This is a genomic window from Pseudomonas sp. GR 6-02 (assembly GCF_001655615.1).
Taxonomy (GTDB): Bacteria; Pseudomonadota; Gammaproteobacteria; order Pseudomonadales; family Pseudomonadaceae; genus Aquipseudomonas.
Genome location: NZ_CP011567.1, coordinates 2,296,495 through 2,313,475, shown reverse-complemented (window position 1 = coordinate 2,313,475; position 16,981 = coordinate 2,296,495). Strand labels below are relative to the sequence as shown.

The following is a 16,981-nucleotide window of genomic DNA, read 5'->3' as shown; positions in this document are numbered from 1 at the left end:
AAAGGACTCAGTTGTCTTCGTTGCAGTTGTCAGCGAATTTGCGGTAATCAAGGGCCTGGGTTTTGCCTTGGGAATCCAGGTAGGTCATCCGCGCATTCACAATCCCGCAGGAAGGCGTGGCGTCCTCTTTCATCGACAGCACTTTCTGGATGTCCAGGTGCGTGCCATAGGTGTAGGTTTGCGGGGTGACATTGGCTTCGGCCCGGGCCGACAAGGTGCAGATGTTCAGGGCGGCAAACAGGCAGGCGGCGTAGACGGCTTTGGTATTCATGGTGGTTTCCTCGGGGCTTCAATGGGTCAATCGTTGCCAAATCGTTGATGGGGCCGAGGCGGTTTGGGTTCGCCTCGATGGAAGCCATTAGAAGCCCGCGAGGTATCCCGTCTGTGTCTGGAACAGGCGCGAGTAAATTGCTATGTATCAGCACCGGCCGGCGATACACAGCGATACAAAACCCCTGAAACCGGCTGTTTTTGCGTCCCCGTGTATCCGCCGACAGGCCAGATACACTGCAATACAAACCGCTGCGGGCGAGCGAGCCTTGACTCGGTAGACTGCGCGAAAACTCCTACTCAAGAGGCATGGCGACCATGGAACACGTCGATCACATTCTCATCGTGGACGATGACCGCGAGATCCGGGAACTGGTAGGCAATTACCTGAAGAAGAACGGCCTGCGCACCACCGTGGTGGCGGATGGACGGCAGATGCGCGCGTTTCTGGAGACCACGCCGGTGGACCTGATCGTGCTCGACATCATGATGCCGGGCGACGATGGCCTGCTGCTCTGCCGTGAGCTGCGCGCCGGCAAACACAAGGCCACGCCGGTGCTGATGCTCACCGCGCGCAACGATGAAACCGACCGCATCATCGGCCTGGAAATGGGCGCCGACGACTACCTGGTCAAACCGTTCGCCGCCCGTGAACTGCTCGCCCGGATCAACGCCGTGCTGCGCCGTACGCGGATGCTGCCGCCGAATCTGGTGATCACCGAAAGCGGTCGCCTGCTGGCGTTCGGTCGCTGGCGCCTGGACACCTCGGCCCGGCATCTGCTGGATCAGGACGGCACCATGGTCGCCCTCAGCGGCGCGGAATACCGTTTGCTGCGGGTGTTCCTCGATCATCCTCAGCGGGTGCTCAATCGCGACCAGTTGCTGAACCTGACTCAAGGTCGCGACGCCGACCTGTTTGACCGCTCCATCGATTTGCTGGTCAGCCGCTTGCGTCAGCGCCTGCTGGACGATGCCAGGGAACCGGCCTACATCAAGACCGTACGCAGCGAAGGCTATGTGTTTTCCCTGCCGGTGGAAGTGCTCGGTGCGCCGTCATGAACCTTGCGCTGCACTGGCCCCGCACGCTGGCCTCGCGGCTGTCGCTGATTTTCCTGATCGGCCTGATCCTCGCCCAGGCGCTGTCCTTTGGCGCGCAGTACTACGAGCGTTATGAAAGTGCGAAAAATACGATGTTGGGCAATCTGGAAACCGACGTTTCGACCTCCCTCGCCATCCTCGACCGCTTGCCTGCCAACGAACGAGCGAGCTGGCTGCAGCGCCTGGAACGCACCAACTATGGTTATCTGCTGAATGAAGGTTCGCCCGGCACACCGATGGCGCCCAGCGATGTGCCGATTGCCGTCCCCTCGATTCAGGACGCCATCGGCCATGAATATCCGCTGACTTTTACCGACATCCCCGGCCCGAAGAAACACTTCCAGGCCCACCTGAAATTGAAGGACGGCAGCCCCGTCACGATCGACGTGCGCCCCGCGATGGTGCCTTTGTCCCCGTGGTTACCGGCGGTATTACTGGGACAACTGGCGCTGCTGATCGCCTGCACCTGGCTGGCCGTGAGAATCGCCATCCGCCCGCTCACCCGCCTCGCCCAAGCCGTGGAAACCCTCGACCCCAACACCCACGCCGTGCACCTCGACGAAAAAGGCCCGACCGAAGTCGCCTACGCCGCCAGGGCGTTCAATGCGATGCAAGCGCGTATCGCGGCGTATCTCAAGGAGCGCATGCAACTGTTGGCGGCGATTTCCCACGACCTGCAAACCCCGATCACGCGCATGAAACTGCGTGCCGAATTCATGGACGACTCCAGCGAAAAAGACAAACTGTGGAATGACCTCGGCGAGATGGAACACCTGGTGCGCGAAGGCGTGGCCTACGCCCGCAGCATCCATGGCGCCACCGAGGAAAGTCGCCGCACCGATCTGGATTCGTTCCTCGACAGCCTGGTGTTCGACTATCAGGACATGGGCAAAGACGTGCAGCTGGGCGGCAAAAGCGCCGCAGTCATCGACACCCGGCCCCATGCCTTGCGGCGAGTGCTGGTTAACCTGGTAGACAACGCGCTGAAATTCGCTGGCGCGGCTGAGTTGTGGGTGGAAACGAAGGCGGACGGCAGCTTGTCGGTGAAGGTCATGGACCGAGGGCCGGGGATTGCCGAAGAGCAATTGGCCCAGGTGATGCAGCCGTTCTACCGCGTGGAGAATTCGCGTAATCGCAGCACCGGCGGGACCGGGTTGGGGTTGGCGATTGCCCAGCAATTGGCGCTGGCGATTGGCGGGGCGCTGACCTTGAGCAATCGCGTGGATGGTGGGTTGTGTGCGGAGCTCAGGTTACCGAAGCCCCAATAAACACCACCCATCCAATGTAAGTGTGGTGTTTGGGGGATTGTGTGCAGTCAGGCCCTTGTGGCGAGGGAGCTTGCTCCCGCTGGGCTGCGCAGCAGCCCCAAAACCTACACCACGGATTAGCCAGACACACCGCAGAATTCGGTTTACGACTGCTGCGCAGCCGAACGGGAGCAAGCTCCCTCGCCACAAAAGCCACTCGACATTATTCCGAAGGCCGAGCCCGCAACCGCCGTCCAATGACATCCAGCACATCGCACCCATCCCGTAACGGAATAGCGCAGAGCAAGGCAAAGTCACTGAGAATGAAGGATTCGCACTCGACTGAACCGCGCATCGACATGTTCTCAAGCACCTGAGTGACTGCGCGAATTCGATAGCTGGCAGTGTCATACAAAACATCGATCGGCGCGTGGGTATCGACGAACAGGGTGGGCATGTCGGTGCAGTTGCCGGTGAGGGCCATGAAGCGGTTTTCGGGGTGGGGGATTGGTTTTTCGTAGGGTGGATCGGGTGTAAGCGTCTTCATTGATTTAAGTCCTAACGTATGGATTGAAGCCGCCAGAAATCACTTCCACACGAATAGGTGGCGGCTGTACGCAGGTGTGGAAGACCGGGACGTTAGGCACCCGGCGCACTCGAAAGCGCCCCGCGCACAGCCACCATGAAACACAGACGATAAAAAACGCCGAACTGGTGGCGCTTGATGCGCCTAACGATAGAAGGGCTTCCACGCCCTGTCACTGAATTTGCAGTGACCTCCCAAAGACTATCGATGAGGCGCGCTGCGCACCAGTTCATGGAAACCGCTACAACTTGAAGGAAACTTCCGACGACTTTGCCCAGAAATTTCGCACCTCCGTAAGAAATGATCTATTCAGACACCGGTGGGAAATAAGGTAATTTTCTTAAATTCCAGATCTACAAATACTGGAATATCCCCAGTGAATCCAACTACCTCAAGAAGCACGACTGATCCGTCTAAATCGACAGCCGCAACTCCATCCGCATCAATAGACATTATTCTTCCTGTCAAATTTATAAAGCCGTTTACTACTTCAATCGAATACACATCTTTCAACGCGCGATGAGCATTCACCCCCCAAATAACCTCCTCCATAACTTCTAACTCGACATCATAAAGCTCGCCTAATTTTGGTGTTCCGGCATTCCAAGCTGCTATCGCCGAGCCGAGTACGGTTGAAAATTCCACAAAATTCTCATTTTTTATGAGAATCATTTTATTTATGGTCACATTCATTTTGGTTTCTTCGGCAATGGAACTCGGACTACGGTGCTTTCAACATTCATCACATTTTCCTTTAGTTCGAGTATCCACTTTTCCTCATGGTAATGATGCTTACTCGGGTTGCCTCCCATTTCATGAGCTCCATAGCGGATACTTCTTTTCCCATCTGCCGACACCAATCTGTCAGGATCCGGACTCCTCGTTCGGGGATGACTATGTGTGTACGGACCATCACCTAAAAACTCTTCCCATTTATTAGTGGCATCCTGCGGTTTAACTGGCTTATTAGCATAGGTTTCTTTGTGATATCCCGCCTGGGGCGTATTCCGAGACACCTCTGGTATTTGAGGTTCTCCGTCAGTCGCTGCCGCCTTGCCCGAAGGTTCTTGCCCACCGATAGACGGTTTCCTACATTTATCTCCATCGGGACAGGTACTCAACCCCAACGGATCAACCCACCCCGTCGGATTCGGCGTGTACTGGTACTGGTTCAGCCCACCGGCTAGCTTGATCGGATCCGGCGTCAGATACCGCCCCACCTGCGGATCATAGTACCGATGCCGGTTGTAGTGCAGACCACTCTCGGCGTCGAAATACTGCCCCTGGAAACGCAGTGGTTGCTCGAGCTGCTCGCCTCCACCGAGTGCCTGATGCGTGAGCTTGCCGTAGGCGTTGTACTTCGCCGACCAGACAATCTCGCCACCGAAATCCGTCAGTTCCTGCGGTGTGCCCAGGTGATCGAGCTGGTAGTAGAACGGGCAGGCCTTTTTCGGGCCTTTGCCGTCGAGCATGGCCAACGGGCGGAAGTTGCCCGGCTCGTAGACGTAGCTGCGGTAGTGCTCTTTGCTGCTTTCAGCGACGACTTGGTCGCCCTGCCAGAAGAACTCGGTAGTTTGGCCGTCGACGGTTTTGGCGATGCGGCGGCCGAAGGCATCGTAGCGATAGCTCGCGCAACTTCCATCCGGCAACGTGACGCCGACCAGCCGATGCTGGCAGTCGTAGCGGTATTCGGTGACGAGTTTTTGCGCGGTGCCACGGCGTTCGCGGATCAGGTTGCCGAAGGCGTCGTAGTCGTAATGGCGGTCGCCTTGCATCAGCAGGCGATTGCCTTTGACGGTCGTCGGGCCGGGGCGGTCCTGCATCAGCAGGTTGCCGGCGGGGTCGTGGGCGAAGCTTTCCGGTGGGTCGTCGCGGGTGTGGCGGACGCGGGTCAGCCGGTTGAGCGGGTCGTACTGGTAACTGCGCTGGCCGTGGCGGGTGTCGGCGATGTGGTCGAGATTGCCGTTGAGGCTGTAGGCATAGTCGCGGCGGTACAGGCTTTTTTGCTGTTGACTGACGGCGTGGGCCTTTAGCCGGCCCTGTTCGTCGTAGGCATATTCGCTGAGCAGCAGGCCTTGCTGGCGCTGTAGTTCTCGACCGGATTTGTACGTGTGGTTTGTAAGACGTGTGCCATTAAGGTCGATAGCCGTCAGCGCACCACCCTTGGCGTGGTGGTAGTCGAGCTTGCTGCCATCCGGCAGGCGCAGGCGGTTAAGTTGGCCGCAGGCGTCGTAGGCATAACGCAGCGTGCCCCAGCCCTGATGCTCGGTGATCAGCCGGTCCTGCTGGTCGTATTCGAATTCCAGCGGATGGTCGTGGCCGTCGTCGACGCTGACCAGTCGACCGAGGCTGTCGTAGCGGTATTGGACCTGGATGCCGTCGGGCAAGGTTTTGACTAACAGCCGTCCTTCCGCATCCCGCTCGTACCCGGTAACCAGCTGCGAGCCGTCATCGCCGAATTCGGTTTTCTCCAGCAGATGGCCGTTGAGGTCGTAGACGTAGGCGGTGCGGCGGCCGTCGAAACCGGTTTCCTGTCGGATCAAGCCGTTGGGTGTGTAGTCCAGCCGATAGTGTTCGCCGGATTCGTTTTCGATTTCCGTGAGCAGCAGCTGCGCATTGTCATAGCGGTACTGGAGCTGGGTGCCGTCGGGGTTGATCCGGCGGCTGACCAGGTGCAAATCGTCGACGTATTCGTAGTGGGTGACGCGGCCCAGTTCATCCCGTTCAGCGGTGATCTTGCCGTAGGCGTTGTAGCTGAAGGCGCGAGTGGCACCGGTAGGCAATGTCGTCTGGATCAGTCGGCCAACAGCGTCCCATTGGTACTGGGTAACCGCACCGTGCTCGTCCTGACGAGTCGTCTGCCGCCCCAGCGCATCGTAGGAAAACGCTCGCTGACCACCGTCCGGCAGCGTTTCCTCAAGCAACTGCCCTAGGGCATTCCAGACAAACACATGGCGACTGGTGTCCGGGTAGCGGATCGACAGCAGCCGGCCTTGTTCGTCGTAGTGGTAATGGGTGACCTGACCGTCCGGATCGGTCGCCTCGGTGACATCGCCCTGGGCATTGCGCCGGTAGGTCCACACCGCTTTGCCGCGATAGCGCGCGTGCAAGAAACCGTTGCGATACTCGTAGGACGTCGGTTCGTCTTGCGGCGGAATCAGCGCCACCAATCGTCCGACGTCGTCGTAACGGTATTCGGTGACAGCGCCCAGCGGATCCTGCTCGGCAATCAGCCGACCCTGCTCGTCGTAGGCCTTGAGCTGTTCGCCACCATCCAGCTCGACCTTACGCACCAGCCGCGCTCGATCATCGTGGACGTAAACCTCTTCACTGCCGTCGATGTTCCGGACCGTGACGCTGCCCTGGTCATCCCAGACATAGCGCGTGTCCATCTGCGCAAACGACGCCCAGTGGCGAATACATCTGGCCGCCTTGCCAGACCGTTCCCACTCCCAGAAGAAACTTGCGCCACCGGCCAGTTGCCGCTGCAAAATTACGTGCTGGTCGTCGTAGTCGTAACGCTCGCTTTCGCCGGCGGCGTTGCTCGCTTCGATCAGTTGATCGCGTTCGTCGTAGTGGTAACTGACTAAGGTTTGTTCGGTGTGCCACGCCTCGGCGAGGGCCTGGGCCGGGCGGAAACATTGGTAGTCGACGGCAATCAGGTGGGCGCGGTCGTAGCGCAACAGCAAGGCACGGCCGGCACCGTTGTCGAGGCGCTGGATGCGTTCCTGGCGGTCGCGGGTGATGCGCAATCGGTTGTCGTACGCGTCGCTGATGGCCGTCAGTCGACCGTTGTAAAAGTGGTAGAACCGCACTTCATCACCGGCCTGGGCGAGGATCAGTTCCTCGGGGTCATCGCCGAGGTAAATCGCCGCGCGCGACAGGCTGTTGTGGATCGCCGGGCGTTCGCTGCTCGGCAGCGGGAACGTGGTGCGGCGGTTTTCGTGGTCGATCCAGATGACCTGGTCGCCGTCGATTTCCAGCCGATGGGCGAGCGAATGACTCCAGCCAAAGCCGAGGCCGCAGTCGATCTCGGCGGCGCTGGTGCGATAGAGTCGGGTGAAGTCGAACGGCAGGATGCCGTCCAGCGCACCGTCGGTGAGGGTCAGCAGTTCTTCGCCGGTGACCATCGACACTGGGCAGCCATTTTTGCAGGTCGACGGTGCACAGGTGGCGCTGTCGCCGTTGGGGTTTTTCGCCTGATCCGGGGAGTCGTCGTGGTGTTCGTTTTTTTTCAGTGTGGTGTTGCGTTTGGCATCCCAGCGCAGTTGCATCCGGCCTTTTTTCAGGCCCGCCGCAATGCCACGGGCGGCGACTTTTTTGTAGCGGTCGACATAGCCGATGAAGTTATTGATGATCGTGAAAATCGCCTTCACGAGACGCACAACGGCACTGATCAACTGCGCAGCTCGATCAGCCAAACGCATCGTCAGATAGGCGATGCCGGCGCCCGCCCCGGCGAACGTCAGGACGAGGCCAATCAGGATATCGATCAGCAGCTGCACCACCACCATCGACACCGCTTCGGCGGTTTTGCCGGCAATTTCGCTGGGTGGCAGCATGTCCAGCCAGAGGCTGGCGCAGCGCACCAGCAGAAACAGCGCCGCTTCGTCACTGACTAGCAACTGGGCTTTTTCCATGACATCCGGTGCGGCTTTGGCGAGCTTCTCCAGCTCTGCGGCGCTTTCGCCCAACCGCTCTCCAAACTTCGCCGGATCCTTGAGAATGTCCGAAAGCAGGCCAATGCCGTCCCACACTCCTTCAATTGCCGCCCAACTTCCCGCGAGCATTCCATTGCCTACAGCAACCGAAGACGATTCCGACCACTTCGGTTTGAACGTCTGCCATTCATCACGCAGCCAGCTGTCGAGCTCCTTCGTCAGGCCGTCGTACGAGGAAAACAGCTTATGTACCTGATCCGGGGTGACTTCGTTGTGAACATGAACGCGGTAGAACTTGCCGGGTGTACCGGTGAACTCTCCCTTGCCACGTTCATTGAGCGTCACAGGCGTCGACTTACCGCCATCCACCGCAATGACATCGACCTGAATATTCCCCAACGGAACGTCGTAAACCGACTCGAACTTGCTCTCGATCTGCAGAATTCCGCCGTCGGGACACTGCGCAACGCTGGAGAAAAAATAGTCATCGCTGCTGCTGACGGACTTACTGGTATCGCCCAGTTTGATTTTGCGTTCCATGTCCATCAGCGACGGCAAATCAGCGGCACGGCTGGCCATGTCCGCCGTTTGGTTGAACCAATGCTTAAGCTGTTTGCGGTAGAGCGTCAGGGAGTCCGGAAAACGGTCTAGCTCCTGCTCGATACGGGCGATGTGCTCCATCAACGCACCGGAAAGTAGGCAGTGACGGGAGAAAAGGAGTCGAACATAAGCAATCCCTTGCGCAGAAAATTAGGCGCGGGGACTTTGCGGGGGATCGATCAGGAATGAAGTCGGGAAAGGTGGAAATGGATGTAGGGCGATTCGCTGATTAGCAGCGACTAAAGACCGCTATGCCGATTACCCCCTCCCCATGCATCTGCCGCAACAACGCCAATCCACTATCGATAAAGGCCTGCGCCCCCGCCATCCCCGCCTCCACCGCCAGCCCTTCCAGTTGCGACCGGCCATCGAGCTGAGGAAATTCCCCGATCCGCTGCAACAATCGCCACGCCAACGGGCTCAGTTCGGAGAAGTGCACACTCCAGTCCTCGGCCCGACGCACCAACAGCAACGTCGGCTGAGTCGGAGGCACTTGCGGCCGATAATCCGGCCCCACTTTTTGCACCGGCCAGCCATAGGCCAACGGCCAGGCCAGTGGCGAAACCTGCAACGGTTGATCCAGCAGCAGCCCTGCATCACCGGCGGGTAGCGGCTCGGCGTCGGATTGTTGCAGGGCCATTTCGACCCATTCGTAATGCGCCAGCTCGACCATGAACGGTGGCCACGGCCCATCGTTCAGCGCCCGCGGCATCGATGCGAGGAACTCGACGAACTCCTGGGCAATCTCGCCGAATTTGGGCGTTTGAGCGCGGTAGTCCCGCAGGAAGATCCGCACCAGAGAACGCCAGTCACTGTCGCCCAGTATTCTCACCAACACCGGAAAGGTGCCGCTGAGCAACGACGACAGGTTCGAGAACACCAGGTCGCGATAAACCTGCGCCCGTGCCACGTCCATCCCGGCGGGTGGAGCACAGTGCTCAGGGTCGCGCAGGTAGCGAGTCAAGGTGTCTTGCTGCTGGTGCAGCGTCGGCTTATCCACGGTTCGCCTCCTCGTCTTGCAGTCGGCGGATGGTCTGCAACTCGCTGACCAATTCAGAGAACGCCGGGTAGTTGAAGTCCCGTTCAAGCAGCGTCGGCTGTACGCCGAACCGCGCATACGCTTCGGCCAGCAAAGCCCAGACCACCGGTTTGACCGAGGCGCCGTGGGTGTCGATTTTCAGCGTATCGGACTCATCGAAGTGTCCCGCCACGTGCATTGCGACTACCCGCCCCGTGTCGATGCCCGCCAGAAACGTCTGCGGATCGAAACCGTGATTGATCGAGTTGACGTAGACATTGTTGACGTCCAGCAGCAGGTCGCAATCGGCTTCGCGCAGCACTGCGTTGGTGAACGTCAATTCGTCCATGTCCTGCTGCGGCGCGGCGTAGTAGGAGACGTTTTCCACCGCCAGACGCCGACCGAGAATGTCCTGTGCCTGACGAATTCGGGCGGCGACGTGATGCACCGCTTCCTCGGTAAACGGCAACGGCAGCAGATCGTAAAGATGCCCGTCATCGCTGCAGTAGCTCAGGTGTTCGCTGTACAGCGGCACTTTGTAGCGATCGAGGAAAACCCGCACTTCTTGCAGGAAGCCTACGTCCAGCGGCGCCGGCCCGCCCAACGACAAGGACAAGCCGTGACAGGACAACGGATAACACTCGGCCAGGGCACGAAACGCCGCGCCATGCGCGCCGCCGATGCCAATCCAGTTTTCCGGCGCGACTTCCAGAAAATCGAAAGCGCCCGCCGAGGCTGCTTGAAGGTCCTTCATCAAACCGCGGCGCAAGCCTAGCCCGACGGTCGCCTGCGCAGATGTGAGGGGAATTTGCATGGTGTCGATCTCATCCTGGGATCCGGTCTCCAGCGCCTGAACACTCAGTGCCGGCCGGCAGGCCCAGTCAAACGCCTCGGTGTGTCGGGTCTGTGTGCGCAAACACCCCTCTTCTCAGCGCACTGTATCGGACAGGCAGCCAGATACAGAGGGATACACGAACTAGACTTGTTGATTACCCCCGCAGGGGGGAGCCAGGACGCGGTTATCGTCCTGTTCATTCCCACGATCACCGCCCACAGGCGCATGCCTCGACAAACAATGCCTGCGGGCTGTGATCCTGCTGAAGGAGCACACAAGATGGACGAGGCCAGACTCAATGATTTCATGGGCAAACTGGTGAGCGACATGGGTGGCGCGGCGATGCTCGCCAACGTCATCCTCGGCGAAGAACTCGGCCTGTACCGGGCCATGGCCGACAGTCAGCCCGTCACCCCCGAAACACTCGCCGCGAAGACCGGCTGCAACACCCGCCTGCTGCGTGAATGGCTCAGCGCCCACGCCGCCTCCGGTTACATGGAACACCGCGACGGCCAGTTCCGCCTGCCCGAAGAGCAAGCCCTGGCGCTGGCGATCGAAGACTCACCGGTTTATGTAGCCGGCGGTATGGCGGTGGTTGCGTCGTTTTTCCATGACAAGGACAAATTGGTCAACGCTATGCGCGGCAACGGCGCCCTGCCCTGGGGCGATCACCATCCTTGCATGTTCAGCGGCACCGAGCGGTTCTTCCGCCCAGGCTACAAGGCGCATCTGGTCAGCGAGTGGCTGCCAGCCCTCGACGGGGTGGTCGCCAAACTGGAAGCCGGCGCGAAAGTGGCAGACATCGGCTGCGGCCACGGCGCCTCGACCGTGATCATGGCCCAGGCTTTCCCCGAGTCGCGGTTCGTCGGTTTCGATTACCACGCGCCTTCGATCACCGTCGCCACCCAGCGCGCCGAAGAAGGTGGCGTGTCCGGTCGGGCGCGGTTCTTCCAGGGCAACGCCAAGAGCTATCCGGGCGACGACTATGACCTGATTTGCTATTTCGATTGCCTGCACGACATGGGTGACCCGGTCGGTGCCGCAAAGCATGCCTATGAATCGCTCAAACCCGACGGCACGGTGCTGCTGGTTGAGCCCTTCGCCAACGACACGCTTGACGAGAACACCAACCCGGTGGGACGGCTGTTCTACGCCGCCTCGACCTTTATCTGCACACCCAACTCGCTGTCCCAGGAGGTCGGCCTCGGGCTCGGTGCCCAGGCAGGCGAGGCACGGTTGCGCAAGGTCTTCACCGAGGCGGGGTTCACCCAGTTCCGGCGAGCCACGGAAACGCCGTTCAACCTGATTCTGGAGGCGCGTAAATAAGGGCAGGCGCATCACCCAGGCAGGCTAAACCCACCCTGTCGGGGTGTGCTTTTGTGGCGAGGGGGCTTGCCCCCTCGCCACGGTCCATTTCAACAGGTGACCGTGATCAGCTCAGACGCTCACCCAGGTTTTCGGCCTTGAGAATATCGAACAACGCCTGCGCCGCCGCCGACAGTTCTTGCCCCGTCGTCAGCACCCCGATCGCCCGTTCCACCACCGGGTCGCGCAGGGTGATGCAACGCGCGCCCAGCTCGCGCATCTGCCCGGCGCACAACGCTGGCACCGCGCTCACGCCCAGTCCGCTGGCCACCATCCGCCCGACCGTTGCCAACTGATGACTTTCAAACTCCACCGGCAATTTCATGCCCCGCGCCTGCAAGTGCTCTTCGAGCATCACCCGCACCGTGGACGGTCGCTGCAAGGTAATGAACGGTTCCTTGAGCAGGGTCTGCCAATCGATATCGCCCAGGTCCGCCAGCGGTGAATCAAGCGGCACCACCGCCACAAACCGGTCGATGTACAACGGGGTGAATTGCAGCGACGAACTCTGGGTCGGCTCAAACGCCACGCCCAATTCCACCTGACGGTCGCGGACCATTTCCAGCACCTGCTCGTTGATCACGTCGTTCACCGTGACGTTGACCTTGGGATAACGCGCGCGGAAGGTCTTGAGGATCGGCGGCAGCAGGTTGCCGGCAAACGATGGCATCGCCGCGAGCGTCACGCGGCCACGCTGAAGGGTGAAGCGTTGGCGCAGTTCATCCTCGGCATTGTCCCAGTCCGCGATCAGCCGACGGGCCAGTGGCAGCAGCGATTCACCCTCGGCGGTCAGTGCGACGTTGCGGGTATTGCGGGTGAACAGGCGCCCACCCAGGCCCTCCTCCAGCGCCTTGATGGTCAGGCTCAACGCCGACTGGGACAGGTGCAGCCGTTCGCAAGCCACAGCAAAGCTCAAACTCTGGGCCACGGCCAGGAAGGCGCGGATCTGTTTAACGGTCATGGCCACTGTCTCCAACGTAGCGCGCACTCATTGGTGAGTTTTATCTATCAATCAACCTTAAAAATCAACTTAACAAATAAATCCTGTGGCGAGACACTCCCTCCCCATCCGGCTAGCCAGCCGCCCACAAAGAATAAAAGAGGTGCATATGGCAGGGTTCGACAAGCGCGTGTATTCCTATGAGGAAGCGATGGCCGGTCTTGAAGACGGCATGACCGTGATCTCCGGCGGCTTCGGCCTGTGCGGGATTCCGGAAAACCTCATCGCCGAGATCCAGCACCGGGGCACCCGTGACCTCACCGTGGTCTCCAACAACTGCGGCGTCGATGGGTTCGGTCTCGGCGTGCTGCTGGTGGACCGGCAGATCCGCAAAGTGGTGGCCTCCTACGTCGGCGAGAACAAACTGTTCGAAGACCAACTGCTTAAAGGCGAAATAGAAGTCGTCCTGACCCCCCAAGGCACCCTCGCCGAGAAAATGCGCGCAGGCGGTGCCGGCATCCCGGCGTTCTTCACCGCCACCGGCGTCGGCACTCCAGTCGCTGAAGGCAAGGAAGTGCGCGAATTCAAGGGCCGCCAGTACCTGATGGAAGAATCCATCACCGGTGACTTCGCCATCGTCAAAGGCTGGAAAGCCGACCATTTCGGTAACGTGGTCTATCGCCACACCGCCCAGAACTTCAACCCGCTGGCCGCCACCGCAGGCAAGATCACCGTGGTCGAAGTCGAAGAAATCGTCGAACCCGGCGAGCTGGACCCGTCGCAGATCCACACCCCTGGCATCTACGTCGACCGGGTCATTTGCGGCACGTTCGAAAAGCGCATCGAACAGCGCACCGTGCGTAAGTGATCCCCTGCCCCCGGACCGAATGAAGGAATAACAACAATGGCACTTTCCCGCGAACAAATGGCTCAGCGCGTCGCCCGCGAAATGCAGGACGGCTACTACGTGAACCTCGGCATCGGCATTCCGACCTTGGTCGCCAACTACATCCCCGAAGGCATGGAAGTCATGCTGCAATCGGAAAACGGCCTGCTCGGCATGGGCGCCTTTCCGACCGACGCCGAAGTCGACGCCGACATGATCAACGCCGGCAAGCAAACCGTGACCGCGCGTATCGGCGCGTCGATTTTCTCCTCCGCCGAATCGTTCGCGATGATCCGCGGTGGCCACATCGACCTGACCGTGCTCGGTGCGTTCGAAGTGGACGTCGAAGGCAACATCGCCTCCTGGATGATCCCCGGCAAACTGGTCAAGGGCATGGGCGGTGCGATGGACCTGGTGGCCGGTGCGGACAACATCATCGTCACCATGACCCACGCCTCCAAGGACGGTGAGTCGAAACTGCTGCCCCGCTGCAGCCTGCCGCTGACCGGCGCCGGTTGCATCAAACGCGTGCTGACTGACCTGGCCTACTTGGAAATCCACAACGGTGCGTTCATTCTCAAGGAACGCGCACCAGGCGTGAGCGTTGAGGAAATCGTCGCCAAGACCGCCGGCAAACTGATCGTGCCTGACCACGTCCCGGAAATGCAGTTCGCTGCCCAGTGAGGAATCCGTCCATGCAAGACGTTGTGATTGTTGCTGCCACTCGCACTGCCATCGGCAGTTTCCAGGGCGCGTTGGCCAATGTGTCCGCGGTGGACCTCGGTGCTGCGGTGATCCGCCAGTTGCTGGCGCAAACCGATCTGGACCCGGCGCAGGTCGATGAAGTGATCATGGGCCAGGTATTGACCGCCGGCGCCGGGCAAAACCCTGCGCGTCAGGCTGCGATCAAGGCCGGCCTGCCCCACGCCGTACCGGCCATGACCCTGAACAAGGTCTGCGGCTCGGGCCTCAAAGCGCTGCACCTGGCGGCGCAGGCGATTCGCTGCGGCGATGCCGAGGTGATCATCGCCGGTGGCCAGGAAAACATGAGCCTGGCCAATTACGTGCTGCCGGGCGCCCGCACCGGTCTGCGCATGGGCCACAGCCAGATCGTCGACACGATGATCAGCGACGGTTTGTGGGATGCGTTCAACGATTACCACATGGGCATCACCGCCGAGAACCTGGTGGATAAGTACGGCATCAGCCGTGAAGCCCAGGACGCCTTCGCTGCCGCCTCGCAACAGAAAGCCGTGGCCGCCATCGAAGCCGGGCGTTTCGTCGATGAAATCACCCCGATCCTGATCCCCCAGCGCAAGGGCGATCCACTGGCCTTCGCCACCGATGAACAGCCGCGTGCCGGCACCACCGCCGAGTCCCTGGGCAAGCTGAAACCGGCCTTCAAGAAGGACGGCTCGGTGACCGCCGGCAACGCCTCTTCGCTGAACGACGGCGCCGCCGCGGTGATCCTGATGAGCGCCGCAAAAGCCAAGGCCCTCGGCCTGCCGGTGCTGGCGAAAATCGCCGCGTACGCCAACGCGGGCGTCGACCCGGCGATCATGGGCATCGGCCCGGTCAGCGCCACCCGTCGTTGCCTGGACAAGGCCGGCTGGTCCATCGATCAACTGGAGCTGATCGAGGCCAACGAAGCCTTCGCCGCGCAATCCCTGGCGGTGGCCAAGGACCTGGAATGGGACCTGAGCAAGGTCAACGTCAACGGTGGCGCGATTGCCCTGGGTCATCCGATTGGAGCGTCGGGTTGCCGGGTGCTGGTGACCTTGCTGCACGAGATGATCAAGCGTGACGCCAAGAAAGGCCTGGCCACCTTGTGCATCGGTGGCGGACAAGGCGTGGCATTGGCCATAGAACGGGCATAAGCCTCTCTGGCTACACCCGATACCCTGTGGCGAGGGAGCTTGTCGGACCGCCGCACCGTCCCGCTGGGCTGCGCAGCGGCCCCAAAATCTCGGTACTTTCCGCAGATTTTGTGAGTGCTACGCACTCAAGCGGGAGCAAGCTCCCTCGCCACAAACCGGGTTCCTTTATGTCTGGCCCTCAGGCAAATTTCACCAGACTCAAGACCGGCAACGGACCGCCCGGGCTCGCGATGAGGCCACCCAGACTACCCACCCTGCGTGATCAGCCCACAAACTGCAAAATCAACCAGCTGTTGGCCGCACTGATTACCGTAAACAATCCCCACGCCAACACCCGAGTTGGCAGCCGATTCACAAACGGCCCCATGAGCGTCTGATCGTTGGTCATGCGAATCAACGGGTACAACGCGAACGGCAGTTGCAGGCTGAGTACCACCTGACTCAACACCAGCAGTTTGCCGATTGCCCCGTCGCCCATCAGCCACACGCCGATAAACGCCGGGATCAGCGCCAGCCCGCGAGTGATCAAGCGCCGTTGCCAGCAGGGCAAGCGCAGGTTCAGGTAGCCCTCCATGATCACTTGGCCCGCGATGGTGCCGGTGAAGGTCGAGCTCTGCCCCGACGCCAGCAACGCCACACCAAACAACACACTGGCCAACGCCCCGCCCACCAATGGATCGAGCAAGTGATAGGCATCCTGGATGTCCACCACGTCGGTGTGCCCGGTCTTGTGGAAGGCCGCGGAAGCAAGAATCAGGATCGCCGCGTTGACCAGCAGTGCCAGGGCCAGGGAGCCGATGGTGTCGATGCGCGCCAGTTTGACCGCGTCCTGCTTGCTGGCCAGGTCTTTGCCGATCATCCGCGTCTGCACGATCGAGGTATGCAGGAACAAGTTATGCGGCATCACCGTGGCCCCGAGAATGCCGATGGCCAGGTACAACGGCGCCGCATCGCCAATCGCCGAAAGTGACGGTGTGAAACCGCGAGCGACATCCGGCCAATAGGGTTTGATCAGCAGCAGTTCGACGAAGAAACACGCGCCAATAGTGCCCACCAGCACCAGCATGATCGCCTCCAACCGGCGGAAACCCCGGTTTTGCAGGGCCAATACCAGCAACGTGTCGAACGCGGTGAGCGCGATGCCAAACGTCAGCGAACAGCCCAACAGCAAGTGGAACGCCAAGGCGCAGCCGAGCACTTCGGCGAGGTCGGTGGCGATGATCGAAATTTCCGCCAGCAGCCACTGGGTCCGTGCGGTCCGCGTGCTGTAGCGCTCCCGGCATAACTGCGCCAGGTCGCGCCCGGTGGCGATACCCAGACGCGAGCACAAACACTGCACCACCATCCCCGCCATGCTCGCCAGCAACACCACGAACAACAGGCTATAGCCAAACCGCGAACCGGCCTCGATGGCCGTGGCCCAGTTGCCCGGGTCCATGTAGCCGATGGACACCAGCAAACCGGGGCCGGCAAAACGCAGAACGCGCTTGTAGAACGAAGCACCAGGGTCAACGGCAACCGTGCCGGCCACTTCCGGTGGGCAAAACGGCGCGGTGCCGACTTTGGGCAAACTGAATTTCACGCAAGCATCCGTCAAC

14 protein-coding genes are annotated in these 16,981 nt (G+C 60.5%); 6 read left to right on the top strand and 8 right to left on the bottom strand.

What is annotated here, in order from left to right:
- Positions 1 to 7: 7 nt before the first annotated feature.
- Positions 8 to 271 carry a DUF2790 domain-containing protein gene (locus PGR6_RS10300; RefSeq protein WP_019649304.1) on the bottom strand — a complete coding sequence of 88 codons (264 nt, stop codon included), beginning with the start codon at positions 269 to 271 and terminating at the stop codon, positions 8 to 10.
- Between the two features lie 317 nt (positions 272 to 588).
- Between PGR6_RS10300 and PGR6_RS10295 the strand changes: the two genes are divergently transcribed.
- Complete coding sequence (locus PGR6_RS10295) at positions 589 to 1,329, top strand: response regulator (RefSeq protein WP_026286577.1); 741 nt, start codon at positions 589 to 591, stop codon at positions 1,327 to 1,329.
- Positions 1,326 to 2,636: an ATP-binding protein gene (locus PGR6_RS10290; RefSeq protein ID WP_064617009.1), complete on the top strand. Its 1,311-nt coding sequence runs from the start codon at positions 1,326 to 1,328 to the stop codon at positions 2,634 to 2,636. The genes PGR6_RS10295 and PGR6_RS10290 overlap by 4 nt, the downstream gene beginning before the upstream one ends.
- A 202-nt stretch (positions 2,637 to 2,838) precedes the next feature.
- On the opposite strand, the gene PGR6_RS10285 is transcribed toward PGR6_RS10290, so the two are convergent.
- The 5 genes from PGR6_RS10285 to PGR6_RS10265 all read right to left on the bottom strand — a co-directional run bounded on the left by PGR6_RS10285 (position 2,839) and on the right by PGR6_RS10265 (position 10,294).
- Positions 2,839 to 3,162: a hypothetical protein gene (locus tag PGR6_RS10285; RefSeq protein WP_028941042.1), complete on the bottom strand. Its 324-nt coding sequence runs from the start codon at positions 3,160 to 3,162 to the stop codon at positions 2,839 to 2,841.
- Between the two features lie 348 nt (positions 3,163 to 3,510).
- Positions 3,511 to 3,894, bottom strand: a complete 384-nt coding sequence (locus PGR6_RS10280; RefSeq protein WP_064617008.1) for a hypothetical protein — start codon at positions 3,892 to 3,894, stop codon at positions 3,511 to 3,513.
- Positions 3,891 to 8,543, bottom strand: coding sequence for an RHS repeat-associated core domain-containing protein (locus PGR6_RS10275; protein WP_156523282.1), 4,653 nt, complete (start codon positions 8,541 to 8,543; stop codon positions 3,891 to 3,893). Before PGR6_RS10275 ends, PGR6_RS10280 begins: the two co-directional genes overlap by 4 nt.
- A 148-nt stretch (positions 8,544 to 8,691) precedes the next feature.
- A complete protein-coding gene (locus tag PGR6_RS10270) occupies positions 8,692 to 9,462 on the bottom strand; it encodes an HvfC family RiPP maturation protein (RefSeq protein WP_064617007.1) in 771 nt (256 codons plus the stop codon).
- Complete coding sequence (locus PGR6_RS10265; RefSeq protein WP_064621232.1) at positions 9,455 to 10,294, bottom strand: HvfB family MNIO-type RiPP peptide maturase; 840 nt, start codon at positions 10,292 to 10,294, stop codon at positions 9,455 to 9,457. Before PGR6_RS10265 ends, PGR6_RS10270 begins: the two co-directional genes overlap by 8 nt.
- Before the next feature lie 300 nt (positions 10,295 to 10,594).
- On the opposite strand from PGR6_RS10265, the gene PGR6_RS10260 reads away from it, so the two are divergent.
- Positions 10,595 to 11,641 (top strand): class I SAM-dependent methyltransferase, encoded by a 1,047-nt coding sequence (locus PGR6_RS10260; protein WP_064617006.1) that lies wholly within the window; start codon positions 10,595 to 10,597, stop codon positions 11,639 to 11,641.
- Between the two features lie 106 nt (positions 11,642 to 11,747).
- On the opposite strand, the gene PGR6_RS10255 is transcribed toward PGR6_RS10260, so the two are convergent.
- Complete coding sequence (locus PGR6_RS10255) at positions 11,748 to 12,641, bottom strand: LysR family transcriptional regulator (protein WP_019649313.1); 894 nt, start codon at positions 12,639 to 12,641, stop codon at positions 11,748 to 11,750.
- Positions 12,642 to 12,789: 148 nt separating this feature from the next.
- Here PGR6_RS10255 and PGR6_RS10250 point away from each other — a divergent pair, with 148 nt between their 5' ends.
- The 3 genes from PGR6_RS10250 to PGR6_RS10240 are packed head-to-tail and all read left to right on the top strand — an operon-like array spanning position 12,790 to position 15,383.
- Entirely contained in the window at positions 12,790 to 13,488 is a 699-nt protein-coding gene (locus tag PGR6_RS10250) for a CoA transferase subunit A (RefSeq protein ID WP_018928063.1), read from the top strand.
- Between the two features lie 36 nt (positions 13,489 to 13,524).
- Positions 13,525 to 14,190: a CoA transferase subunit B gene (locus PGR6_RS10245; RefSeq protein ID WP_018928064.1), complete on the top strand. Its 666-nt coding sequence runs from the start codon at positions 13,525 to 13,527 to the stop codon at positions 14,188 to 14,190.
- Positions 14,191 to 14,201: 11 nt separating this feature from the next.
- On the top strand, positions 14,202 to 15,383 hold the full coding sequence (locus tag PGR6_RS10240) for an acetyl-CoA C-acetyltransferase (RefSeq protein WP_064617005.1): 1,182 nt from the start codon (positions 14,202 to 14,204) through the stop codon (positions 15,381 to 15,383).
- A 262-nt stretch (positions 15,384 to 15,645) separates the two neighbouring features.
- Here the strand turns inward: PGR6_RS10240 and PGR6_RS10235 are convergent, their stop codons facing one another.
- Entirely contained in the window at positions 15,646 to 16,965 is a 1,320-nt protein-coding gene (locus tag PGR6_RS10235) for an Nramp family divalent metal transporter (protein ID WP_064617004.1), read from the bottom strand.
- Positions 16,966 to 16,981: the final 16 nt, after the last annotated feature.

What these genes read in the sequence shown, in the direction of transcription:
- PGR6_RS10300 (WP_019649304.1), bottom strand. Translation starts at nt 271, where the DNA reads ATGAATACCAAAGCCGTCTACGCCGCCTGCCTGTTTGCCGCCCTGAAC.
- PGR6_RS10295 (WP_026286577.1), top strand. Translation starts at nt 589, where the DNA reads ATGGAACACGTCGATCACATTCTCATCGTGGACGATGACCGCGAGATC.
- PGR6_RS10290 (WP_064617009.1), top strand. Translation starts at nt 1,326, where the DNA reads ATGAACCTTGCGCTGCACTGGCCCCGCACGCTGGCCTCGCGGCTGTCG.
- PGR6_RS10285 (WP_028941042.1), bottom strand. Translation starts at nt 3,162, where the DNA reads ATGAAGACGCTTACACCCGATCCACCCTACGAAAAACCAATCCCCCAC.
- PGR6_RS10280 (WP_064617008.1), bottom strand. Translation starts at nt 3,894, where the DNA reads ATGAATGTGACCATAAATAAAATGATTCTCATAAAAAATGAGAATTTT.
- PGR6_RS10275 (WP_156523282.1), bottom strand. Translation starts at nt 8,543, where the DNA reads ATGGAGCACATCGCCCGTATCGAGCAGGAGCTAGACCGTTTTCCGGAC.
- PGR6_RS10265 (WP_064621232.1), bottom strand. Translation starts at nt 10,294, where the DNA reads ATGCAAATTCCCCTCACATCTGCGCAGGCGACCGTCGGGCTAGGCTTG.
- PGR6_RS10260 (WP_064617006.1), top strand. Translation starts at nt 10,595, where the DNA reads ATGGACGAGGCCAGACTCAATGATTTCATGGGCAAACTGGTGAGCGAC.
- PGR6_RS10255 (WP_019649313.1), bottom strand. Translation starts at nt 12,641, where the DNA reads ATGACCGTTAAACAGATCCGCGCCTTCCTGGCCGTGGCCCAGAGTTTG.
- PGR6_RS10250 (WP_018928063.1), top strand. Translation starts at nt 12,790, where the DNA reads ATGGCAGGGTTCGACAAGCGCGTGTATTCCTATGAGGAAGCGATGGCC.
- PGR6_RS10245 (WP_018928064.1), top strand. Translation starts at nt 13,525, where the DNA reads ATGGCACTTTCCCGCGAACAAATGGCTCAGCGCGTCGCCCGCGAAATG.
- PGR6_RS10240 (WP_064617005.1), top strand. Translation starts at nt 14,202, where the DNA reads ATGCAAGACGTTGTGATTGTTGCTGCCACTCGCACTGCCATCGGCAGT.